Here is a 15,559-nt window from a genome sequence, read left to right as displayed (position 1 = left end):
CATGCGTTACGCCGACCTAACGCCTGGGGAGATTGCCGACCACCTGCACGACGCCTACACGAGGGATCGTCGCCTGGGGATCGTGCCAGACAGCACTCCTGAACGTCAGGCCCTCGCTGATTACCTCGGCTGCCACAAAGAAGCCAGGGACGAAGCGTGGGAGGCGTGGCGGACCGTGCTGGAGGCAGAGGGCCACGACCTCGAAGACGCTGAGTACTGGCTCGACGTGGAGTTCGCTCCCCCCTGCCCGGAGTAACTTGCCGGGCGTGACCGACGAATTTCGCCCCGGCCGACCCCTGCCTAGCGAGGAACGCAGCACGCAAGAGCGCCTGCTGTACCACATCCAGCGCGTCAGCGGCGAGTGGTGCACCATGAGCCGCGAGGAGAGCGCCTGGCAATGGCGACAGCTGCGTGGCGGCGGAGACGACGGGTACGGACGCGGAAGCTGGCGGGAGATGCACGCCTGGCTGGCAAAGTAGAGCCCTCAGTCGAACAAGCCCGGTTGCACCGCCTGTTGCTCCAGCGCGGGCAACGCCGTCACCTGCACGAACTCCAGCACCCGCCGCTCCAACTCCAACCGCGCAGGCCCCGTCATCTCCGGCGCCGCCAAAATCCCCCGCACCACGCCCCCCGTCAGCCGCTGCGCCGCGTCCACATACCGCGCGAGCTGCGAGACCGCATCCTGCGTCGCCCGCCCCCGCTTGAGTTCCACGACCACAAACCGTCCCTCCCGATCCCGCGCGTACAGGTCAATGCCACCCGCCGCGGTGACCAGCTCCCGGTTTAGGACCGTCAAGCCTGGCTCGATCAGTTCAGGATGCCGCGCGAGCGTCTCCTGCATCTGCGCTTCAGAGCCGGAAAGCTCGAAGGCAGCCTCCTGCAACCGGATGGCCTGCGCGAGTGTGGGGAGCAGCATCGTGATCGTGACCAGCTCGTCCGGCTTCCGGCGGTGCGCCCGCAGCACGCAGTACCCGCGCTCCACGGTCACTTGCACGCTGTCCGTCTTGGGCTGCCAGTTCATAGGCTTCACGCCCTTGGGCCCATGCACCTGGAGGCTGCCGTCACCCTTGAGCAGGACGAGGTACTGTCCGGCCTCGGCCATGCTCATCGCGCGGCCCATGTACTGGACTTCCATCTCCCCGGCCACCTGGACGAGGCAGCCGCTGTGAATCTGACGTTGGAGGAAGGTGGTGAGGGCGTCAGGCGTGGGCGAGACGAGGTGTTCCTCAAGCATGGGGGACCGGACGGCCGACGGCGGCCCAGAGCCCAGCGCGCAGGGTGTCCTGATCGCTCAGACCCGGATACTGGGCGCGGAGCAGCTCCAGCAGTTCGGCTCCGACGGCCACCGTGACTTTGGTCTTTTCACCCTCGCCGCTGGGGACTTTGACGGGCCGTCCCGTCTGATTCTCTCGCCGTCCACCTCTGCCTGTGCCCGTGCCTACGCCCATGTTCTTCGCCTGCCTTTCTTGAGGGACACCGCCTTTCAACCGGGGGCGAGAGGCGTTACTTCAGGGCTTGAATCAGGGCCGCCAGACCACTAAAGAACCCGCCCGCTGCCGTGAGAATCACAGCAACTTGTGCGGGAGTCAGTGGCTTCCGGCGGGGTTTCTTGGTATTCTTGCGTTGTTGAGCCACAAGTACCAATCCCCCTTTCCGAAGCGCCCGGAGTTCCAGTCCGGGCGCTTCTTTTGCGCTCGTTTTGGGTCCTCTCGTGCTACTCCCCGGTTGTCATGCGGCGCGTCCCTAAGGACAAACATAGTCTAGATCGTATCCTATGCTTTGTCAGCTAATCAGACATGGAAGTGGGAGTAAGTTGCCCCCGTCAGACCCCCCCTAGCATGCGGGCGTTTGTCCCGCCCCCCCTCGGGGCACAATAATCGGCGCAATGACGACGGACTCTCGCTCCCCCTCGGGCAGAAAACGGCCTCCCGGCGTGCTCCCACGGGTCCTGCTGGAAGAAGGATCAGTCCTGGTCTCCTTCCGGCAAGACGCAGCGGAGCGGCAACGCCTGGACGCCATCGTCGCCCTTGGTGGTGGGACGCTGACGGATCACGTCCGGCGAGCGATTGACGGCTATCTGGAGCGAGACGTCTACAGTCCTGACCCTCGGACGTACCTCGCGGACCGGCATCAGAAACTGGAGGGCCTGGTCAAGACGGCTTTCCGGCAGGAAAAGACCCAGCGCGAACAGTTCGTGGCGATGGTGGAGCGGGTGGGCGGGCATCAGTCCCTGCATTTCCGGTGGGCGCTGTACGAGTACCTGGAGCCGCAGGCGGCGAGGATCGACGCTTATCTGGAAGCGCAGGAGCAGCAGGGCGCACACGCTTCCTAACGCCACCAATGGCCCAGTTTCTTGCAATTGCTCTTGTTTTTCGCGTGCTGGACGTCGCAGGATGCAGGCATGACGAAAAAAGAGCCCGAAAAACGCCGTCGCAGCCGCTCCTACTGCCAGCACGGGGGGCAAGATCGGCAAGGCTCAACTTGTGGAGACGGTGGCCGACAAGACCGGCCTGACCAAGAAGCAGAGTGAGCAGGCTGTCAGCGCGATGCTGGACCGGGTGCTCACGGCCCTGCAGGGGGGGCAGAACGTGACGCTCCCCGGACTGGGGACCTTCAGCGTGAAGGCCACCGCCGCGCGCACCGGCGTGCGCCCTGGCACCTCCGAGAAGATCCAGATCCCCGCCGGCAGGAAGGTCAGTTACAAGGTCGCCAGCACCTTGAAGGAAAGCGTCAACGGCTGAGCCGGAGGACAAGACGAGGGGAGGCCCAGGCAGCGCGCCCTTGGCCTCCCCTCTCTGTACAACCCTATGGCCGAGCGATCCATGCCCCGCAGCCTGCTCTGGCTTAAACCCAATTGGGCGAGAGAAAACCTACCGTCGCGGCTCTTCCAGTCGCCTGCCCGTGGATGTGCAGCACCCGCAGATTCACCGCCGTTCATCGGTCGTTCACGACTGCTTTTCTACAGTTTTCTCAAGCAAAGGGCGCAGCCCCGAGCGGAACGAAAGCCTCTTTCGCACTGATCACCCCAAGGAGAACACCATGAAGAACATTCTCAAGCTCGCCGCCTTCTTCCTCCTCAGTGGCTCCTCCGTTCTGGCCACCAGTGCCCCGATGCCTATCGCCCAAGACCAACCCAGCACCGCCCGCGCCCGCTTCGTCATCCCAATGCTCAGGTCAAACGAAGTCAAGCCGCCCGAAGCAACCGCCCACTTCACCGCACCCGAGTTCTGCTACGTGGGCAAAATGAAGGTCGCTTGTACCCTCACCGACGCCCCCTCCAAGGACCCCACTGGGACCCAACCCTAAGCTCAAATTCGGGGGTGGTCCCCAAGTGCTCTCAACATCAAGGGCGGCCTCCGGGTCGCCTTTGCCGTTTGCCTAAGCCCAGTTAGATCAGAGAGGCCGGCGCTGGCTCACCCGTTGACGCGTGCAATTTGCACACCATTTCAGCTTCGTAGGGTCTAAACCCAAGCCGGGTGTACAGGCTGCGTGCCTGGTCTGTCGTGCCCAGACTCAGGGTCCCAATCCCTCTCGCTCTTGCTTCTGAAATCGCTCTCTTCAAGAGAGCCGCAGCAAACCCGCGCTGCCTGTAATCCAGGACAGTGAACACGTTGACCACGCGGGCGCGGGTAGGTGACGGGTCCGTTTTCGTCGGTCCCCACTCCAGAAGCGTGAGACCAAGTCCAGCAGCGACCCTCCCACTCTCCTCAACGAACCATCCGAGGTATGTGCCTCGTTCCATTGCTTCTGCGACCCAGGTGGCATAAACCCTGACGGGCTCAGCATGGACATCAGTTTCAGGGTAGCGGTGCTGAGCAACCGTAGATGCATCAGCGAAGGTCGTAGGTCGCATCGTCCAAGCGGAAGGCACACGGCAGTGTAGAAGCCGATTCCAGGCTCCTGGGTCAGGCAATCCTGCCCTTATCTAATACTACAGTTGCAGTTGCTCCAGGAACCTGTTGTTCAAGGGCTTTCTGTCACCAGTCTGGGCCTGCCCCGATTGTGCGTAGCTGGAGTTAAGCGGCTGTAGCTTGGCGTTCGAACTCCCAGGGCGTCAAGTACCCGAGGGTAGAGAGGCGGCGCTGACGGTTGTAGAAGACCTCAATGAACTCGAACACGGCTTGCCTGGCGACTGCCCGAGTCTCAAAGATGGCCTCCTCGAACAGCTCTCGTTTCAGGGAGCTGAAAAAGCTCTCTACGACGGCATGATCCCAGCAATCCCCCTTGCGGCTCATACTGCCCCTGGCCCGCAAGCGGGCCAGTTCCTCCTGAAAGATTCGGCTGGCGTATTGACTGCCCCGGTCGCTGTGATGCAGCAGACCCGGTGGGGGAAGACGGCGCCTGGCAGCCATCTGAAGAGCTGTCAGCGGCAGGGGAGCGGGCATCTGAGCGTCCATTGCGTCGCCGACCACCGCTCGGGAGTGCAGGTCGAGCGTGACAGCCAGGTCGAGCCAGCCTTCTTTCGTCGGCAGCTACGTCAGGTCGGACGCCCAGACCTGCTTGGGTTGCTGGACCTCAAACGGACGGTCCAGCAGATTTGGGCAGACCGGGAGGGTGTGGGAGCTGTCGGTGGTTCGCACCCAGCGGCGCTTTCCCTTGGCCCGGAGACCATTGACACGCATCAGACGCGAGACCCGCTTCCGAGATACTCCCACGCCCTCGGCTCGCAATTCGGCATGAATGCGTGGTGCCACGTCGCGTCCTTTGCTGCGCTGCTGAAGCAGCGCATCCTGCTGCTTGTGGTTCGAGATCGGCCTTCTTCGCCAACTGTGGTACCCGCGCACGGAGACCTCCAGGACCCGGCACCAAGGCGTCCAGGCGGTACTGCTCGCGGTGAGCCTGGATGAACTGATACCTCAGCGCGTGGTCTCTTTGGCGAAGAAGGCCGCCGCTTTTTTCAGGATCTCACGCTCCTGACGCAGGATTTCGTTCTCTTTGCCAAGCCGTTGGATCTCCTGCTGTTCTGGGGTCAGAACCTGTTTCCCCTGACCAGGAAAAGCCGACTCGCCCTTCTCCTGCTCGGCGTTCATCCACTTGCGCAGCAGGGAGACATGGATGCCCAGGTCGCGGGCCGTGCCCGAGAGGTTGCCGCTGGTTCGGGCGAGTTGGCTTGCATCTCGCTTGAACTTGGCGGTATGGATTCTGCGATTCGTCATGATCGTGCCCCCTATCTTCGAGGCTTATCTCCATCTGTGCAAAACCGGCTCACCCTCACGATTTGGGTCTCCCCGACTTCGACGGTGTGGAAGTGGCACGCCGCCTACGCAAAACCATGGATGTCCCCATCATCGTCCTGACGGCCATCGATGCGGTGGACCGCAAGGTAGAGCTGCTGGAGGCTGGAGCGAACGATTACGTCACCAAGCCGTTCCACCCGGAAGAACTGCTCGCCCGAGTCAAAGTCCAACTTCGGCAGAAGAAGGACGACTTTCTTTCCTTTGGAGCCCTGCAGATCCATCCAGAACGGCGTCAGGTCCTCTATGACGGCAAGGAAGTACTCCTTTCCCCCAAGGAGTTTGAGTTGTTGCTGTTGCTCTCACGGCACCCGGGCCCGGTGTACTCCCGGGAGGAAATCATCCGTGACATCTGGAAGGGAGAACGTTCCAGCAACTCCAACGTTGTGGATGTTCATTTTGGCAACTTGCGGAGCAAGCTGCGCGAGGTTGCTGGGCGAAGCTGCATCCGTACTGTTCGTGGAGTGGGGTACGCCTTAAGAACCTCTGCTTGACGTCCCCTTACCTGAACGCTTTCCGCCCTGGCCCTCGCGACCAGGGCGTCCTTCTGGCCCTGCGAGCCGCTGATGTCCGGCGCGACTCCGGATAGGGCTCACTTCATTTCTGGAGGTCCCCATTCATCAGGAACCGCACCATTCTGCTGTGACAGCTCCCCCGCATCATCGACGCCGTTCCCAGCTTCAGACGGTTGTGGGTCAACTGCTGAGCAACCATGACGAGGCACTCAATACTCAGGACGAGGGAGCCCACCGGTTACATGCAGCGGGTGATGAGGACGCGGAGTACAGCAGCGAAGACGACCACGTAGAGGCAGCCGAACGGTTGATCGACGTGGAAGCGGAGACGCGCATGGTGTATGGCGTGCCGAATAGGGACCGCGCCACGCTCGCCCAAACCGAACCGCAGGCCGTGGTGCTGGGAGACCTGGAAGGCGCGCTGAAGTCGGCAGGTCATGCCCTGTGAGCCCCGGTTTATTGAGGGGACAAGCGGTAGAGCAAGCGGTAAAGGCTGGGGCCACGATGTTCAATCAGGCCTTGTTGTTTTAGCTGAGCGACGGCTCTCCGGACAGTGGCTTCCGTTATTTCGGGATGACGTCGACGCATCAGGTCCAGCACATCCCCAAGCAGTACGGTGGCGTCGGGACGTCGGCTCTGCAATTCCTGAAACAGGGTCAGGATCTCAGTGCCGTATTTGTTGGACGGTTGCTGCACGCTCCTAGCATAGGGATGCAACCTTTCGTTCTTGTTGCTCGTCAACTTACCGAATGCGGTACAGGCCCTTGCCGACCCGCTCAACCATACCCCGGCGCGCCATGGTGACCATGGCGTAACGGAAGCGGCTGCGGGTGCCTTTGGGGTAGCGACGCTGCATCACTTCCACAATGTCGCCGACCTCGACAATCCGTTCCGGGTGCTGCCCTTCGAGGTCACGCATGAGTTTTACGATTTCGGGTGCGTACAGCATCAGCCATATCAGTTGACAGTGGGACCCCTGACACCTCCGTCACAGGCTTTCAGGCACCATGGGGAAGGCGGCGCGCTGTGATGCCCGCTTAGGAGGGCGGCAGGCGATACCATCCCTACTCCACGCGCTCAAGCATCTTGTTCCGTATCAACACCGTCAGGCATTTGCGAAAGCGGTTATGGGTACCGCCAGGGTATCTCTGCTGCATCTCTCGCATGATTTCAAGGGAAGAGACAGGGGCATCACCGTGCTCCTCTTGCAGCGTTTTGACAAGTTCGAAAATTTCGCTCGAGTACGGCACGGTGAATTCTTGCACCTCAAAGGCGGTGCCCCGTGACGCCCTCCCTGACCGTCTGGCAACGTTGACGCGGATGCGTGGGGCGCACGGGGCCAACAAGGACGAGCTGCAGCTGCTGGAAGAGGTACACGCCGAGTTCGAATCACACAGGTGTATCTTGGCGCCCGCGGCCCAGTCGGACGTGCAGGCCAGTTTGGTGGAGGACGTGATCCAGCGGGCAAGGGTTGCCCAGCACGTCCGACTGGGCAAGAACGGGGATATCTACAAGCTGATCGGGGCAGTATCAGCGTGGAAGTTCGTCAGATTGTCGGGAAGGGCGTAACAACCCCGCGGACCTGCGCCGCGAGGCTGATAAACGGTCCGTGCAATTTCACAAGCGGCCAACTGGCACGCTGAGTGGTCCAGAGTTGGCGAGGGTTGTGGGGGTGGGGAAGACACTCTTAACCGCTGGGTTGAGCAGGGGTGTCCGCACGGCCTTCTCGTGAGCGGATACCGATCAGGTTGCCCTGGACGGACGCGCTGAGGGAGCGGGTGCTGAGGTCGTAAGCGAGGACGCTGCCTGGGTGGTGGAGGCAGTGGTCAGTGAGGGCGTCAGTATGGTGGTGGCGCACCGCGTGGAGTGACTTGCGCAGGTGGTGGTACAGGGCTGCGAGGGCAGGGTGGGCCGTTCGGAGGGGCGATGGCGAGAGGGCCGGCATGGTTTAGGGTGTGGGGGCCGGTTCAGTAGGTGAGGGTTTGGTGAGATGCTGGGAGGGCCAGGAAGGGGCCTCGAAAAATATTTGAGGGGTGCAAGGAGGGGGTGGAAATTGTCTCGCGCTACAGAAGGACGAGGAGGTGCAAGCGCTTAAGCAGCATGGGCGTGAGGCGTGTGGACGGGTAAGAAATGGCGGGGTGGGGTGGTGGTTTTTCGAGGGTCTTCTCCAGGGTGCGCTGGGTATCTTTTTACCCGGGGGTTACTCGATGGGCTTTCTCTGATCTAAGAGGCCTTAGAGCATTTGTCAGAAAGATGGCTTCTTTTTGATCGAACAGAACGGGCTTGAATGCGCATGGGGAGGATGGATCTGTGAGGGGTGCCCTTCCTCGCGTACGCAGCCCAATTCAGACAAATGCTCTAGGTAAGAGAAACAGGCTGGAAGGGCGCGCCCCCCAACCCCGCCGCCTCGTACGATTGTGGGCCGTCTCCATCAAGCACGTCACTGCGTCTTCAGGGGACAGAGAGCGTCAGGCGTCTGATGCGTCACGCTCCTCCCACGAGCCACTCAGCAGGAGTAGCAAAGGGGGCAGAACCAGTTTGGTTCTGCCCCCTTTTGTCTTTACTGTATTGGAGCGGTGAGTGGGTTCAGGCGAGCTGAAGCAGCGCAGCGTACTGGCCTGGACAGTGGCCATCGCTGGTAAGGGGGCAGTTGTGGGTCAGGGGTGTGTCCCCTCGTGGAGGATCCCCGGGCTTCCGGGTGCACAACCGCTCGCCAGCTTTCACCTGTTGGGCCAATGCCACCGTTTCAGGCATAGGGGTATCACTCAGGTCATCTTGCAGAAACCGCACGAAGCGCCGGTAATGCTCAGTGGCTGCATACTTGCCTTCTACCATAGAAAGGCAGGTCATCAATTTCTGGTGGTAGTTCTCCCCCAGGAATGGGTCGGAGCGCAGTGCCGCCACCAAATCCTGAACTGCGAGGTCACAGTGCAGGTGTTCGCAGTTTAAGAGGGAGCGTTCAATGCGGGCACGGGTATAGGCTGACCGGTGTTCTTCCCGCGCACGGTGTGCCCAGTCTGTCCGAATGTGAGGAAGGAAGTCGCCAGCATAGGCGTCCACCGCACGACTGAGTGCGGAGTAACGGGCGTCACCGTCGGCATGTTCGGCATCCCTCAACGCCGCGTACAGTTTGAAGACGTCGCTGGAGCGCAGGACGTCATCCGACAGGCGGTACATTCCGTGCTCTTCCACAATGGTGCTGGGAGAGCCCAAGGCGGTGCGCGCGCGGTGAAGGGTCACGCGGAAACGGTTGCCAGTCGCGGCAGAGGGATCTTCATGCCAGAGGGCGTCGATAATTTCATCTCTGGACTGACCTTCAGGACAGCTCAGGAGGAACAACACAAGGTCGCGGGCGCTCTCAGCACGCCAGGAGATGGGCTGACCGTCGAGGAGGACTTCCGTACGGCCGAGGGAGTGAAGATTTAGGGCAAGCATGGAAGCCTCAACAGGGTGAGTGAACGCGTGTGACCAGGAGCCAACTCGCTTTAATCTACGTAAAGGCTTCTTAATGTGCCCTTACAGCAACACGATCTCTGTGCCCTTATTTCCGAGCACTCATGGGTCACGCGCCACGCGTGGAGGCTTTCAGACTCCTGAATGATGAGAGAGTAGAAAACTGTCCTGGTTGGGGCTCTCCTCTGCATCCCCGAGCTCGGGAAACCCCTCACCTATGGCAAGTGCCTCACTAGAGCGTTTTCTGTCGGACAGAAGCCGTCTCTGCCACCTGATTCCAACGAGACGAGCGTGGCGCGCCGAAACCGCCAGCACACCCTGCAAGGTGAACGGGAACCCCACTCACTTGCGTCAGGCTGACCCCAAGTCGCCCTAACGCTTCGTCAAGCAGGCTGCCATCACCGCTGAGTCCAATGACGATCAGATCCACTTGATGTTGAGCGGCAAATGTAGCGATTTTATGCCGAACATCGTGATTGCCGAGAGGAAGGATTACCTCGTGAGGGGGACGGCGAGCTCCAACAGAAAGCGCTTTTACATGTTGCTCGGCAGCCTCCCGGTCACGAGACGTATTGCCTTCAAGGACGTGTAAAAGCGTCACGCGCCCACCCAGCGCGCGGGTCAATTCATACGCATGCCGCGCCGCGTGAACACTGGCGGGATGACGGTCAGCAAGAACAACAATATGCCGGAACATTTTTTCCTTTCTGATTCAAGCCATCAACGGCAAAGGTCTGATGGACATGAGGGCAAGTGACGAACCACACCTTCCACCGTTGGTCGTGTGGCTCTTGGCATGCCTGTACCTACGCATGTTTAAGCCATTGTTTCACCGTAGAAGGACTCGGTCCGGCTGCGTGCCAAGTTGAGATTGATGCTCAGCGTGGCGTTAAGGAGGAACCGTAAGGCTCCCCCCGCCCGACCCACTTCCCCGATTCGTCTCGATTGCACCACCGCGGCATTGGCTTGGATTTCCCTCGAGCATTGATCCACGGAGAGCGCCTCTTCCCAGTTGGGATGGGCCATCAGCGCTTCTGCGAGGGCCTCTGCATCTTCCAGCGCTTGCGCTGCGCCTTGTCCTCGATTTGGACTGGTGGCGTGCGCAGCGTCCCCCAGAAGTGCCACCCGCCCCTTCCACCAGGTTGGGAGTGGAGAGGTCACCCGGTTCCACAGCACTGATCTGCGCTTCATCCGTATTGGCCAGCAAGTCCGTACACTTGTACTGGAAAATCGCGGTACAGGCGGAGCAACTCCGTCTTCTTACGCTCGAAGACCATGCCGGGCTTCTGCTGAATAGAAGCGTGCCAGTACGTCAACTCTTCCCCAATTCGGAAGAAGGTAAAGCGGCGCCCACTCCCCCAGTATTCCCCAAACGTTTCACTCCATTCCCGGAGTGGCCGCGTCCGAGCAACCCCGCGGTAGGCGGTCTGCTGGTTCGGCACGAGTTGCGTTCCAGACCACATCAGTTGCCGAGCTTTTGACGCGCGGCCATCTGCGCCGATGAGCAGGTCGGACGCAACCTCATGAGACGCCATCAAAGTGATGTGGATGCGTTCCAGGCGGTGCCCTGGCAGGATGGTCCCTGCAGGAAGACTTTCGGCAAGGGCCCGGTGTAAAGCGGTTCTGGCCAGGCCAATAAGGGGGCGGCCGTACCGTTGTTGTCCTTCCCGTTGATCACGGTGGTAGAGCAGTCTCCCGCTCGCATCCAGGATCTGCATGTCCTGGAGGGCGACGCCCTCCTGGAGCACATTGCTGAGCCCGAGGTGGTCCAGAATACGAGCGGAGTTGGGCGGGATGAGGAGCCCACCGCCCAGGGAGACCATGTGTGGGTTTGCTTCGAAAACGCGGGGGCGCAGCCCCCGCAGGTGCAGGGCGCGAGCTAAAGCGAGGCCGCCGATGCCTGCGCCGATGATGTTGATATTCATAGCTTTCCTACTCTGTGGGTGGAGACGGTGAAATATGAGGCCTCAAGGGGTCCTGTTTCACCCTGACGTGGGCCTGCTGCATGAAGAGAGGATGGACTGCCATCACTTCTACGGCGATTCCGCCATGTGGCCATCCTGGATTTAGGGCATTACCAGGGCATTACCCTTCTGGAGTCAGGACCTGAAAAGGCGCTCCTCGACGCTGTCATTTCACCAGTACGCACGTCCAGCGGGGACCAAGTGGCGGCCTGAAGCGTTCGTGGTAACGCTTTGGTAACTGTCCCGCTCGAAACTCCAGGTGTCTTCGGAGCGCTTCAGTGCTCCCACCCTGGAGGGAGTTTATGAATCTTCAAACCATCAACCAACGCGTCAAAATCGCCACCTTCACTGTTGCTGCCGTCACTGCTGCCCTGACCACTGGACTTCTCGTTTCTGCTCACGCGAGCACCCAGGGAACTGCAGGGAGCCAGGGCCTGACGGAGTCGAATTCCATCGTGTCGCGCTTCAAACTGGCGGACAACCACACCCTGCCTGTGCAGCGGGCCACCGGCGAACGGCGTGAATTCACCATCGAAGTCCACAAGATACAGGCAGAGATCGCGCCTGGTGTGAAAGTCGAGCAGTGGGCCTTTGGCCTCCCAGGTCAGCAGCCCACAGTCCCCGGACCCGCCTTGGTTGTACAACAGGGTGACCACGTCGTTATCCACTTCAAGAATACGCATGACCAGCCTCATACCCTCCACCTGCACGGCATTGACCGTCTTTCTCAGGAGATGGACGGCCTGACCGAGGTACTGCCTGGGCAGGAGACCACATACGAGTTCGTGGCCACGGAAGCGGGGACCTTCGGGTACCACTGTCACTTTCAGACGTACTTGCACGCCGACATGGGCATGTATGGCGCCATCGTGGTCGAGCCCAGGAATCCGAAGGAGAAGTTGTGGACGGACGAGCACGCCATGATCCTCGACGAGTGGGACAGCCGCCAGAACCCCACTGCCCCCGTGCATAAGAGCGAGCCCAACTACTTCCTGGTGAATGGCAAGTCGTTCCCTCTGATTCCAGACATCACCATTCCGGATGGTCAGACGGATCTGATTCGGATTGCCAACTTCGGCGAGGAGGTGCACAGCCTGCATATGCACGGCAACAGTTTTCTGATTCTCGACAAAGACGGCTTCTCACTGCCTGAGCCGGTACAGCAAGACACGCTGCTGATTGGACCTGGGGAACGCGTTGACGTTCTGGTCAAGGGACGCGATGGGGACTTTCCCTTCCATGACCACATCGTCAAGGACGTCACCAACAACGGCATCTATCCCGGGGGCATTCACGTCATGATCAAGGGTGGTCCGGCGCTGAGTGCGGCTGGAACGCCTCTGCAGAACGTCGGCGAGCACGCGCACAGTCATGGAGCAGCGGCTGAAACGGCCAAGGCGCCTACAGAAAAGTATGCCGACGACAGCCCCGCACATAACCATATTTACGACCATCTTCCTCAGGGCTCACCCATCAAAGTGGTGAACATCGTTAACTTTGGCTTTGATCAAAAGGAACTGCACGTGAAGGCGGGAACCAAGGTCGCCTGGGTCAACCGAGATGCGGTTGGACACAGCGTGACAGCTGGTCTACCAGGCGGCGATCCGAAAGCTCGAGCCTTCGACTCCTCGAACGAAGCGAAGGGGACGCCGACCATGATTGCCCAGGGAGAAGCGTGGACCTACACCTTTACGAAAAAGGGTACCTTCGAGTATTACTGCTTGCCGCATACCAACATGGTTGCCAAGATCATTGTGGAGTGATGAATGGCCTCTGAAGGAGCCCCTATTGCTTGTTGGCGGGCAGGTGCCCAAGCGCGAAGACCAAGCCTGTTCCGGGTCCCGTGCAGTCACTGATGGGGGCTGTGGAGGCGCTCAGCGTGAGCTTGTCGGCCATTGAGCCGTTACGACAGCAGGAATTCGGAGCGGTACTTGGCCGCCAACGCCATTGCCTTCTGGCGGGATTCAGCCTGCTGCTCAGGACTCTGCCCTGGTGCGGGCGAGGTGCGCGTCGGCACGACGACTCCGATCTCAGCGAAGTACTCCTCCTGACCCGCTGGAGTGCACAGGCACAGCAGCCGTGCGGGCTGCGCGGACACGTTCTTAAACCTGTGTGGTGCGTTGGCTGGGATGTTAATCGTCTCACCAGCGCGAGCAGTCAGGACCTGGTCCCGGAACGCCAGTTCAACCTCCCCCTCAAGCAACGTGAACATCTCCTCGTAATCGTGGCGGTGCAGGGGCGGACCGCCGCCCGGCGGAATGGGCATGTCGATGAGCGTGTAGCGTCCTGCGGTTTGAGCCCCGCTCACCAGAACGGTAGAGGTGCCGCCCAGGACTGCAAGGTGTAAGAGCGTTTCATCGGTTTCGGGACGGGCCACCGTCAACTGGCGGGTGAAGTCGTCTGCTGGGATGGCTCTGGGAGAACTCGTCATCTTCACCCCTCCCCGGGGATCAGCACGATCTTGCCGAGCGTGTGACCCGTTGCGAGTTCGCGGTAAGCCTCCTGCACCTTATCGAGCGGGTAAGTGTGGGCGATAGGCACGTCCAGTTGCCCGTCTGCAATCAGCCCCACCAGTTCAGCAAGCACGTCCGCACGGCCTCCCACGGCGTTGCCCTCGGCCTTGATGCCGTACTGCTCTGCCGCAGCGAAGTCGATGATGGTATTGATGCGCTCCCTTGAGATGCCCAGCTCCACAGCGAGCTTGACGTACCCCTGGCCGTGGGTATCAATGAACGCGTCCAATGCACCGTTTGCTGCGGTTTGCAGGCGCTCCTTCAGATCTTCTCCGTAAGGCACCAGTTCGACGCCGTGGGCCGCGAGCCACTCGGCCCGCGCTGGGCTGGCAATCCCCAGTACGCGCGCTCCCTTAAGCTTGGCGAGCTGGACCGCCAGTGTTCCTACACCACCGCTGGCCCCGGAGACCACCACGGTGTCCCCTTCTTTCACATCCACAGCCCGTACAGCAGCGTAGGCCGTCGTTCCGGCCACAAACAGTGCACCTGCCACTTCCCACGGGATGTTGGTGGGCTTGGGGATTACCTGCGCTTGGGGTACCACCACGAATTGAGCTTGGCTGGCCCGGTTGTGGGTGAAGCCGATGACTTCTGCACCAGGTTGGGTGCTGGACACGCCCTCACCGACCGCTTCGACCACACCGGCAAAGTCGCTCCCCTGACCAGAGGGAAAGCTGGACGGCCAGGTGTCCTTGAATACACCTTTGCGGATGGAGGCTTCGCCAGGGTTGATCCCGGCGGCTTTGACGCGCACGAGAACCTGACCTGCCGCTGGAGTGGGCTGCAGCACCTCTTCGACGTTCAGAACTTCAAGGCCGCCATACTGGTGGAGTTGGACTGCTTTAGGCATAAGAATCCTCCTTCAGAGGGGCTCCGGGGGAATGGACCGAAGCTGCTTATGCCTATGAATTTAAATTCCACGCCTTCCAGGCGGGAGATCAATTTCCGCTCAGAACTGTTGATTTTCCGCGGCCCTGCTGCCGGAGTTGCCTCGGGCTCTGCCCCGTGTGCACCCGGACCCACTGGCTGAACTGCGAGGCCGAGCCGAAGTTCAGCGCTTCGGCCACCCGCTCGACAGGTTGATCCGTGAGGATAAGCCGCCGACGCGCCTCGATGAGGAGCTGTTTCTGTAGCCAGACGCTGGGCGTCTGCCCAGTAGAGCGCCGCACAGCGCGCGTCAGGTGGTCCGGCGTGACATGCAGCAACTCAGCATAGTAAGCGACAGGAAGTCGCTCCACAACGCGCTGCCCGGCGTGTAGCCGAAATAGTCGGGACAGGCGCAAGTCGGTGCTTGGAGCGGGCCGGGGCTGCTCTTGCACTGGGGCGAGGCTCGCCGCCTCCACCAGGATGACGTGCAGATACGCGAGCAATACGCTCTCGTGTTCAGAAGGGAGCACCCGCCACGACTTGCTGCCCTGTCGCTCACTAAGTTGCTGGTACCGTTGCCGGCACATGATGAACAAGGAGTCGAGGTTGCCAGCGTTCTTGTCCGCGGCCAGAATAGCGCCACCCTCGGGCTGAAAAAGCGGAAGATCGTGGAGGAGTTGCACGTCCAGCAGGCCACTCTGGGCACGACCTGCAGTGAAGAGGTCAGCCTCGAAGCCGATGAGCGTCGCGCGTGCCGCCTTGTCAGCAGCGCTCCAACGGTATACCTGTCCTGGCGAGAGACAGATAAGCGAGGGAGGATGCACGTCAAAGTGCTCGCCGTCACACTGAAGGGCGGCTTGTCCACCGTTCAGCCAGAGCAGGGCATGGAAGCCGCAGCGCCATACCCGGTCCAGTTCAGTCTTCTGGACCAGGTAGGACGCGACAAATAGGCGTGCGCCGTCATGCATCACAGTCATTGGGATGAGGTTTGATGTAGGAGCCTGCTGGTGCGC

The 15,559-nt window shown here is 60.9% G+C and carries 20 protein-coding genes and 3 pseudogenes; 9 read left to right on the top strand and 14 right to left on the bottom strand.

The window, feature by feature from the left end; all coding sequences use genetic code 11:
• Position 1: 1 nt before the first annotated feature.
• Positions 2-256, top strand: coding sequence for a hypothetical protein (locus B9A95_RS11080; protein ID WP_084047732.1), 255 nt, complete (start codon positions 2-4; stop codon positions 254-256).
• A 10-nt stretch (positions 257-266) separates the two neighbouring features.
• Complete coding sequence (locus B9A95_RS11075; RefSeq protein WP_139806690.1) at positions 267-479, top strand: hypothetical protein; 213 nt, start codon at positions 267-269, stop codon at positions 477-479.
• Positions 480-484: 5 nt separating this feature from the next.
• Here B9A95_RS11075 and nucS read toward each other — a convergent pair whose 3' ends face one another.
• Both nucS and B9A95_RS11065 read right to left on the bottom strand, forming a co-directional pair.
• Entirely contained in the window at positions 485-1,234 is a 750-nt protein-coding gene (nucS, locus tag B9A95_RS11070) for an endonuclease NucS (RefSeq protein WP_084047349.1), read from the bottom strand.
• A complete protein-coding gene (locus B9A95_RS11065) occupies positions 1,227-1,448 on the bottom strand; it encodes a hypothetical protein (protein ID WP_084047348.1) in 222 nt (73 codons plus the stop codon). Before B9A95_RS11065 ends, nucS begins: the two co-directional genes overlap by 8 nt.
• A gap of 437 nt (positions 1,449-1,885) precedes the next feature.
• Here B9A95_RS11065 and B9A95_RS11060 point away from each other — a divergent pair, with 437 nt between their 5' ends.
• From B9A95_RS11060 to B9A95_RS11050, 3 genes and pseudogenes are all read left to right on the top strand, one after another.
• Positions 1,886-2,332, top strand: a complete 447-nt coding sequence (locus B9A95_RS11060; protein ID WP_139806689.1) for a hypothetical protein — start codon at positions 1,886-1,888, stop codon at positions 2,330-2,332.
• A gap of 118 nt (positions 2,333-2,450) precedes the next feature.
• A pseudogene (locus B9A95_RS11055) lies at positions 2,451-2,741 on the top strand (HU family DNA-binding protein); the annotation flags it as partial.
• A 298-nt stretch (positions 2,742-3,039) separates the two neighbouring features.
• Positions 3,040-3,306: a hypothetical protein gene (locus B9A95_RS11050; RefSeq protein WP_084047344.1), complete on the top strand. Its 267-nt coding sequence runs from the start codon at positions 3,040-3,042 to the stop codon at positions 3,304-3,306.
• A gap of 82 nt (positions 3,307-3,388) precedes the next feature.
• On the opposite strand, the gene B9A95_RS11045 is transcribed toward B9A95_RS11050, so the two are convergent.
• Both B9A95_RS11045 and B9A95_RS11040 read right to left on the bottom strand, forming a co-directional pair.
• The gene (locus B9A95_RS11045) at positions 3,389-3,853 is read right to left on the bottom strand and encodes a GNAT family N-acetyltransferase (protein WP_084047731.1); all 465 of its coding nucleotides are present in this window, start codon (positions 3,851-3,853) and stop codon (positions 3,389-3,391) included.
• 163 nt (positions 3,854-4,016) lie between these two features.
• Positions 4,017-5,156 (bottom strand): annotated as a pseudogene (locus tag B9A95_RS11040) (IS3 family transposase).
• A 59-nt stretch (positions 5,157-5,215) separates the two neighbouring features.
• Between B9A95_RS11040 and B9A95_RS11030 the strand changes: the two are divergent.
• Positions 5,216-5,728 (top strand): annotated as a pseudogene (locus B9A95_RS11030) (response regulator transcription factor); the annotation flags it as partial.
• A 148-nt stretch (positions 5,729-5,876) separates the two neighbouring features.
• Positions 5,877-6,197, top strand: coding sequence for a hypothetical protein (locus B9A95_RS11025; protein ID WP_139806688.1), 321 nt, complete (start codon positions 5,877-5,879; stop codon positions 6,195-6,197).
• Positions 6,198-6,205: 8 nt separating this feature from the next.
• Here the strand turns inward: B9A95_RS11025 and B9A95_RS32095 are convergent, their stop codons facing one another.
• Positions 6,206-6,445, bottom strand: a complete 240-nt coding sequence (locus B9A95_RS32095; protein WP_139806687.1) for a hypothetical protein — start codon at positions 6,443-6,445, stop codon at positions 6,206-6,208.
• 46 nt (positions 6,446-6,491) lie between these two features.
• Positions 6,492-6,668: a hypothetical protein gene (locus B9A95_RS33590; RefSeq protein ID WP_212648309.1), complete on the bottom strand. Its 177-nt coding sequence runs from the start codon at positions 6,666-6,668 to the stop codon at positions 6,492-6,494.
• Between the two features lie 296 nt (positions 6,669-6,964).
• Between B9A95_RS33590 and B9A95_RS11010 the strand changes: the two genes are divergently transcribed.
• Positions 6,965-7,318 carry a hypothetical protein gene (locus B9A95_RS11010; RefSeq protein ID WP_139806686.1) on the top strand — a complete coding sequence of 118 codons (354 nt, stop codon included), beginning with the start codon at positions 6,965-6,967 and terminating at the stop codon, positions 7,316-7,318.
• A gap of 118 nt (positions 7,319-7,436) precedes the next feature.
• Here B9A95_RS11010 and B9A95_RS32090 read toward each other — a convergent pair whose 3' ends face one another.
• From B9A95_RS32090 to B9A95_RS10995, 5 genes are all read right to left on the bottom strand, one after another.
• Entirely contained in the window at positions 7,437-7,694 is a 258-nt protein-coding gene (locus tag B9A95_RS32090) for a hypothetical protein (RefSeq protein ID WP_139806685.1), read from the bottom strand.
• Between the two features lie 641 nt (positions 7,695-8,335).
• On the bottom strand, positions 8,336-9,184 hold the full coding sequence (locus tag B9A95_RS11005) for an AfsR/SARP family transcriptional regulator (RefSeq protein ID WP_084047333.1): 849 nt from the start codon (positions 9,182-9,184) through the stop codon (positions 8,336-8,338).
• A 250-nt stretch (positions 9,185-9,434) separates the two neighbouring features.
• On the bottom strand, positions 9,435-9,899 hold the full coding sequence (locus B9A95_RS11000; RefSeq protein ID WP_084047331.1) for a universal stress protein: 465 nt from the start codon (positions 9,897-9,899) through the stop codon (positions 9,435-9,437).
• A gap of 119 nt (positions 9,900-10,018) precedes the next feature.
• Positions 10,019-10,393, bottom strand: a complete 375-nt coding sequence (locus B9A95_RS36215; protein ID WP_139806684.1) for an FAD-dependent monooxygenase — start codon at positions 10,391-10,393, stop codon at positions 10,019-10,021.
• Positions 10,390-11,127, bottom strand: a complete 738-nt coding sequence (locus B9A95_RS10995; RefSeq protein WP_139806683.1) for an FAD-dependent oxidoreductase — start codon at positions 11,125-11,127, stop codon at positions 10,390-10,392. The genes B9A95_RS36215 and B9A95_RS10995 overlap by 4 nt, the downstream gene beginning before the upstream one ends.
• Positions 11,128-11,468: 341 nt before the next feature.
• Between B9A95_RS10995 and B9A95_RS10990 the strand changes: the two genes are divergently transcribed.
• On the top strand, positions 11,469-12,929 hold the full coding sequence (locus B9A95_RS10990; protein WP_084047329.1) for a multicopper oxidase domain-containing protein: 1,461 nt from the start codon (positions 11,469-11,471) through the stop codon (positions 12,927-12,929).
• A 140-nt stretch (positions 12,930-13,069) separates the two neighbouring features.
• Here B9A95_RS10990 and B9A95_RS10985 read toward each other — a convergent pair whose 3' ends face one another.
• From B9A95_RS10985 to B9A95_RS10975, 3 genes are all read right to left on the bottom strand, one after another.
• Complete coding sequence (locus B9A95_RS10985; protein WP_084047327.1) at positions 13,070-13,597, bottom strand: cupin domain-containing protein; 528 nt, start codon at positions 13,595-13,597, stop codon at positions 13,070-13,072.
• A 2-nt stretch (positions 13,598-13,599) separates the two neighbouring features.
• Complete coding sequence (locus B9A95_RS10980; protein WP_084047325.1) at positions 13,600-14,529, bottom strand: NADP-dependent oxidoreductase; 930 nt, start codon at positions 14,527-14,529, stop codon at positions 13,600-13,602.
• A gap of 88 nt (positions 14,530-14,617) precedes the next feature.
• Positions 14,618-15,523 (bottom strand): helix-turn-helix domain-containing protein, encoded by a 906-nt coding sequence (locus B9A95_RS10975; RefSeq protein WP_170928592.1) that lies wholly within the window; start codon positions 15,521-15,523, stop codon positions 14,618-14,620.
• Between the last annotated feature and the right edge of the window lie 36 nt (positions 15,524-15,559).

The organism is Deinococcus hopiensis KR-140 (assembly GCF_900176165.1).
GTDB lineage: Bacteria > Deinococcota > Deinococci > Deinococcales > Deinococcaceae > Deinococcus > Deinococcus hopiensis.
This window is presented reverse-complemented; position numbering and strand designations above follow the sequence as displayed.

What these genes read in the sequence shown, in the direction of transcription:
- B9A95_RS36215 (WP_139806684.1), bottom strand. Translation starts at nt 10,393, where the DNA reads ATGAAGCGCAGATCAGTGCTGTGGAACCGGGTGACCTCTCCACTCCCA.
- B9A95_RS10980 (WP_084047325.1), bottom strand. Translation starts at nt 14,529, where the DNA reads ATGCCTAAAGCAGTCCAACTCCACCAGTATGGCGGCCTTGAAGTTCTG.
- B9A95_RS11000 (WP_084047331.1), bottom strand. Translation starts at nt 9,899, where the DNA reads ATGTTCCGGCATATTGTTGTTCTTGCTGACCGTCATCCCGCCAGTGTT.
- B9A95_RS11005 (WP_084047333.1), bottom strand. Translation starts at nt 9,184, where the DNA reads ATGCTTGCCCTAAATCTTCACTCCCTCGGCCGTACGGAAGTCCTCCTC.
- B9A95_RS33590 (WP_212648309.1), bottom strand. Translation starts at nt 6,668, where the DNA reads ATGCGTGACCTCGAAGGGCAGCACCCGGAACGGATTGTCGAGGTCGGC.
- B9A95_RS32090 (WP_139806685.1), bottom strand. Translation starts at nt 7,694, where the DNA reads ATGCCGGCCCTCTCGCCATCGCCCCTCCGAACGGCCCACCCTGCCCTC.
- B9A95_RS10995 (WP_139806683.1), bottom strand. Translation starts at nt 11,127, where the DNA reads ATGAATATCAACATCATCGGCGCAGGCATCGGCGGCCTCGCTTTAGCT.
- B9A95_RS11060 (WP_139806689.1), top strand. Translation starts at nt 1,886, where the DNA reads ATGACGACGGACTCTCGCTCCCCCTCGGGCAGAAAACGGCCTCCCGGC.
- B9A95_RS11050 (WP_084047344.1), top strand. Translation starts at nt 3,040, where the DNA reads ATGAAGAACATTCTCAAGCTCGCCGCCTTCTTCCTCCTCAGTGGCTCC.
- nucS (WP_084047349.1), bottom strand. Translation starts at nt 1,234, where the DNA reads ATGCTTGAGGAACACCTCGTCTCGCCCACGCCTGACGCCCTCACCACC.
- B9A95_RS10990 (WP_084047329.1), top strand. Translation starts at nt 11,469, where the DNA reads ATGAATCTTCAAACCATCAACCAACGCGTCAAAATCGCCACCTTCACT.
- B9A95_RS11045 (WP_084047731.1), bottom strand. Translation starts at nt 3,853, where the DNA reads ATGCGACCTACGACCTTCGCTGATGCATCTACGGTTGCTCAGCACCGC.
- B9A95_RS11065 (WP_084047348.1), bottom strand. Translation starts at nt 1,448, where the DNA reads ATGGGCGTAGGCACGGGCACAGGCAGAGGTGGACGGCGAGAGAATCAG.
- B9A95_RS11080 (WP_084047732.1), top strand. Translation starts at nt 2, where the DNA reads ATGCGTTACGCCGACCTAACGCCTGGGGAGATTGCCGACCACCTGCAC.
- B9A95_RS10975 (WP_170928592.1), bottom strand. Translation starts at nt 15,523, where the DNA reads ATGACTGTGATGCATGACGGCGCACGCCTATTTGTCGCGTCCTACCTG.
- B9A95_RS10985 (WP_084047327.1), bottom strand. Translation starts at nt 13,597, where the DNA reads ATGACGAGTTCTCCCAGAGCCATCCCAGCAGACGACTTCACCCGCCAG.